The organism is Clostridium tarantellae, assembly GCF_009295725.1.
Taxonomy (GTDB): domain Bacteria; phylum Bacillota; class Clostridia; order Clostridiales; family Clostridiaceae; genus Sarcina; species Sarcina tarantellae.
Genome location: NZ_WHJC01000225.1, coordinates 1 through 5554, shown reverse-complemented (window position 1 = coordinate 5554; position 5554 = coordinate 1). Strand labels below are relative to the sequence as shown.

The 5554-nt window shown below is 27.6% G+C and carries 3 protein-coding genes; all 3 read right to left on the bottom strand.

Going from position 1 to position 5554, the window contains the following annotated elements:
* The coding region (locus GBZ86_RS18040; protein ID WP_207707448.1) for a hypothetical protein at positions 1-217 on the bottom strand (217 nt) is incomplete at its 3' end.
* Complete coding sequence (locus GBZ86_RS12020; RefSeq protein WP_152890984.1) at positions 217-1569, bottom strand: sulfurtransferase; 1353 nt, start codon at positions 1567-1569, stop codon at positions 217-219. The genes GBZ86_RS18040 and GBZ86_RS12020, both read right to left, overlap by 1 nt.
* A 236-nt stretch (positions 1570-1805) precedes the next feature.
* Positions 1806-5231: a beta-N-acetylglucosaminidase domain-containing protein gene (locus tag GBZ86_RS12015; RefSeq protein ID WP_152890983.1), complete on the bottom strand. Its 3426-nt coding sequence runs from the start codon at positions 5229-5231 to the stop codon at positions 1806-1808.
* Positions 5232-5554 lie beyond the last annotated feature (323 nt).

Sequence of the window (5554 nt, the reverse complement as noted above, 5' to 3'; positions counted from 1 at the left end):
CCACTATAGAAGATATAATAGCTATTATAAAAATAATTTTGAGCAATAAAATAAATTCAGGATATATTAATTTTTCAAATTTAATACTTTTTCCTATAATATATCTATAAACTCCCATTTTAGTTTTACATAAATATTCTAATAATATAGGCATTATTAGAAATAATATAATTATTAAATTTATAATAATATTTAAGTTTTTTTTTAAAACTCTCATTATATTGGTGCACCTACTTCTATGGGGTTCTTAGGATCATTTATCCATTCATACCATCCTCCATCATATAATGAAACATTCTTTATACCCATAGTTTCTGCAAACCATACTACTTCAGCTGCTCTCCATCCTGTTCCACAATAAAAAGCTAACCTCTTCTCAGGTAATATTCCCTGTTCTTTCCACATGTTTATTATATCTTTTGCATTTTTCATAGTATTATCTACATTTCTATAATTATCAAGATTTTGAATGTTTGTGCCTGCTTTTCCCCACAAAGATTTTGGAGGTCTTCCTGCTATATCTATATCTTTATATCCTGGTGTCTTTCCTATGTATTCATCCCATGTTCTTATATCTACTAAAGAACTATTTTTTTCATCATTTAAAATTTTCTTAGCTTCATCTATATCTATAATAAAGTCTTTATTAACAGGAACTTTTGCACCAAAAGATTCTACTGGAACTTTATCATTTTTATTAGTTTCTACCTCATATCCTTCATTAATCCAAGAATTATATCCTCCATTAAGAACTCTTATATCTTTTACTCCCATATATTTTAATATAGTTGCTGCTCTATAGGATGGCATTGGATTTTGTCCATATAATATAATTGTAGTATCCACAGTTATACCATAATCTTTTGCCATTTTTTCTAAATCTTCATCAGATTTTCTATTCCATATAGGTGGAAATTCAAAATCATCAGTATTCATATGTATAGCTCCTGGAATATGTCCTTTATTATATTCTGGTGAATCCTCTCCCCAACTTACCTCTATAACTTTATATTTATCATTATTATAAGTTTTTGGCTTCTTACCAGTTATAACCTCATTTATCCACCAAGCTGGAACTATTTTTTCATAGTTTTTATAACTTTTCATGGAAATAGACTTATCCTTTAATGCTTCATTTAAATTATAACTATATAAATTTTTATATCCTTTTTTATCCAAATAAGCAGCTACCTTCTTTGTGTTATTTAAATCAGTATCATATAAAATTATATTTTTATTTTTTTCTAATCCTTTTTCTTTAAGAGCTTTTTCTAATCTTTCTTCTTTATTATCTCCTTTAGCTATTAACCAATTAACTGAAAAATCTGTAGCTCCCTCTATATGTCCTCCTGTATTTTCATTCTTTGACCATCCATTAAATTCATCATTACTTCTAGTATCAACAATTAACCAATTACTTTTACCTAAATTTCTCTTTAGTTCATCTGTAGTTATAATTTTTGTTTCTATACTATCTAAATTATCTAATGTATTTTTAGATTTGCTTGTACATCCAGTAAGTATAAACATAGAAACCAAGATTACTCCTAACTTTTTCTTTAATTTCATATTTTTATATAACTCCTTTTGTATATTTAGTTGTTAAATTACTAAAATCACTAAAATTACTTTAGTAATTTTAATTCAGTACTATTTCTTAATAGTACTGAATTAGAGTATCATATAATAAAATTTATGTCTATAAAGTTAATTATTTAATACAAAAAGAAGAGTATCATTTGTTGAAATTGATACTCTTCTAAAAAACTATTTAGTATTATTAATAATACAAATAATTCATTCTTTTATTTAGTTGTTCTTACATTTATAGCAACTGGTCTTCCAACCTTACCATCAGCTGACTTTGCAACTATTTTAAAGTTATAAAGTTTATTAGAATCTAATTGAGTAGCAGTATATTCTAATATTTCACTAGCATTAACTGTACTAACTTCTACTCCATCTTTATAAATTACATATTCTGATGCTGGTATTCCACCCTTTGCAGCTTCCCATACTAATTTAACAGAATTATTTGTTTTTTCTTCAGCTTTAAAGCTACTAACTTTTTCAACTCTTCCATTTATTTCATCTGGTATTGATTTATCTTCTGTTGTAATAATTTCATATATTTTTGGAGTTGGTTTTGTTTCATCAAATGCAATTTTTACTTCAACTATTTTTTTCCCAACTGCTAACTCTTTAAATTGTTCATCAAGTTTTCCAATTTCAGTCCAATTTCCTTGTGTATCTTTAACACTTATTGTAGCATCAGATATATTATTAGCATCTTGTAAGAAAGTTAATTTTCCTACTTTTGTCACCCTAGTCATTTGATAAATTAATTCATCTCCTTGTGAAACTGATTCTGGATTATATGCTGTTGATAAATTACCATCATATAAAGCTTTTGTATTACCCTCTGGAGTACCTGTAACTAAGTCTACAATACCATCCCCACTATTATCAACTGTTTTATTAAATTCAATTTCATATAACTGAACCCAACATCCATAATTGTGACCATTAGATTGTATTCTAATATATCTTGCCATTTGTCCATTAGCATTATCTATTGCAACTAGCTTTCCATCCTGAGAAGTATACTTTAACTCCCCTAATGAAGTCCAATTAACACCATCTTCAGAAATTGCAAACTCTGAATGTCTCATAAAATCATTTGCACCAAAATAAGCTTTTAAATCAAATAAAGGAATTGTATTTCCAAGATCAACTTCAATATAATGTCCAGCATCAGAAGGTTTATCAGACCAATATTTAGTATCTAAATCTCCGTCTAAAGCTTTATCTATAGTATAATCCTGATAAGCTCCTATATTTTCTTTTATTGTTGGCTCTGCTTTATAAACCGGTAATACTTTAAATTCTTCTATATCAATAGTTTTTGAATTATTAGAAGTATTTAAAATTCTAACAAATGTAGCTGCTGAAGGTTTAGTAACCTTTAATATTCCCTCTTCTATACTACTTTCAACAGTGTTCCATTCAAGTCCATTCAAAGAATATTGAACTTCTAATCCTTCATATGAATTAGCTTTTAGTTCAACTCCTCCTACATTCATTGCTTTTGGAAGGGCTATACCTAAATATTCTCCTTTATTAAAAGTTAAATTAGTAAGATTTTTAATTGAATATTTACCTTCTTCAACTATTATATCTGCTTCTGGAACATTTTTAATATTACTTAAAAGTTCAGCTTTTATATCACCTGCTAAAGTTTTTGATATTATATCTTCTGCTGCTCCTATAGCTTCATTGACCATTGGTTTAATTCTTTTTGAACCAACTGAAACAATGTATTCTTTAATAACAGTTTGTCCACCTTCATCTTCTGGTCTTGCAATTTTAAATGTATCCATTAATTCAATATTTTCTTTAGCCATTGAATTTTCATTCATCCAATTTACTATATTTCCTTCTTCAGCAGCAATTACACCTTTCATTGAAGCAATTCCTGCTTCAGCAAGGGCTTTATATGAACCTAAGAATAATTCTAACTCTTTAAGTAAATTTTCATTAGTAACTTTAGTAGTTATTGCATGATAATCTGAAAGCATTATTTCAAATTCTTTTAATAACTCAGTAGCTGCTGGTGTTAATGGTTCATTTGCCACTCTAGCATTTTTAAAAGCTTCTATTTTATCTGTTAAATACCATGATTCATCATATTCAAAAGGACCACTTGCACCACCATCATCTTTTAAATAACAAGTATTCGCTACAAATCTCATAAATTCTTCTTTTACTTGTGGAACAAACTTTTCAATAGAAGTTTCCCAACTTTCCATATAATTAAATGAATCTGTGTTCCATGTATAATCAGCTATACTGTATAATGCAACCTTTGAAGCCTCTGCTTGATTCATTGGATTTGAGAAAAATCCACTTACATTATCTAAATCTGGATTTAAGTTGTGTAAAGGAGCCATTAATATTCTACTATCACAATAATCATTAACTGGATAATTCCACCAAACTGCTACATCCTTATCTACACCTGTTTGTTGCTTTGGCCATTCAAAAACTTCTTTTGAAACATTAGACATAGTAGCATGTCCAGTCCACATAACTTGAATATCTTCATTTAAAGTTTGCATAAATGGTTTGAAATATCTTTCCATATTTGGTCCCCAAGCTGAATTATATCTAGCAGAAATAACTATCATTGGAGCTACATCACCTTTAGCTTTAACAAACTCTCTATCTATTCTATTAATCCATTCAGCTTGTTTTTTTCCATTAACCCAGTCATCTGTATCATCAAATAATACTCCAAATTGACGAACTCCTAAATCATATAACTGCTCAAATTTATTAATAACAGCATCAAAATCGGCTTCTGTAAATTGAAGAGTAGCACCAGGATGTATTGTCCAGCAGAAATTAAAATTATTTTCCTTACCAGTTTGTGCAAGTTCAGCAATTTGAGTTGCTTCCTTTTCAGGATATAACTCTTTCCAATCTTTTCTATGATATGGATCATCCTTAGGAGCATAAATATACGTATTCATTTTAAACTCACTAGTATCCTTCATAAGACTCTTTCTATCTTCATGACTCCATGGATAACCATAAAATCCTTCAATAAATCCTCTAAACTCTATTTCAGGATAATCTGTAACAACAACCTCAGCAATTTTTTTACCCTCTGCAGCTTGTTCAAGTATTTGACCTAAAGTTAAAACTCCATAATAAGCACCATCTTTATCAGCTCCTACTATAGAGATATTACCATTTTCATTATTATCATCTGTTATTTCTAAAAGATATCCTTCTTTTTTATTTAAAGCATCAATCTCTTCAATAGATGCTTTAGTACAATCATTACAATGTTCCTTGTTAGATGTTATGATTAAATTAGCTTTATCTTCAACAATCTCTTGTGATATAGTAAATGGAATACTGTTTTCATTTAAAATTTCTTGAAGTTTAGTAATTGTAGCATCCTCTTGATCTCCATGAACAACAACATTTACTTCTCCATTTAAAACTATACCTAAATCTGAAATATAATCTAAAGTTTGTGGAACTGGGTAAATATTCAATTCAGAATTTTTTACCGTTTTAGCTTTATTTTCTGAATCATTTTTATTTACTGTAGAATTTACTTGAGCTAAAGAATTTACTGTAGATGACATTGTTACTGCAACAACACATGTAGTTGCAATTGCACCTTTTAATACTTTAAATGATTTTACTTTGCGTGCCATTTTAACTCCCCCCATTGTTTAATTAATTAAATTACACTATCTATCCAAATCCTTTTTTGTAATAAATTTACAATATATATGATATCAAACTTTCTTAATTATGTAAACATTTTAATGTAAAATTAAGTTTAATTTGTCATATTTTTATAATTATTAATATAATATGTAATTTCATATATTATTAAGCGAAAATTTAATACTCATAATAACAATTTATTTCCTATTAAAAACACTTATATTAGTATAATAAAAATTCATTATTAAAAAACAGAATATAAAACTATAATTTAAAAAATGGTGAAATTAATGGTACAAATATGAAT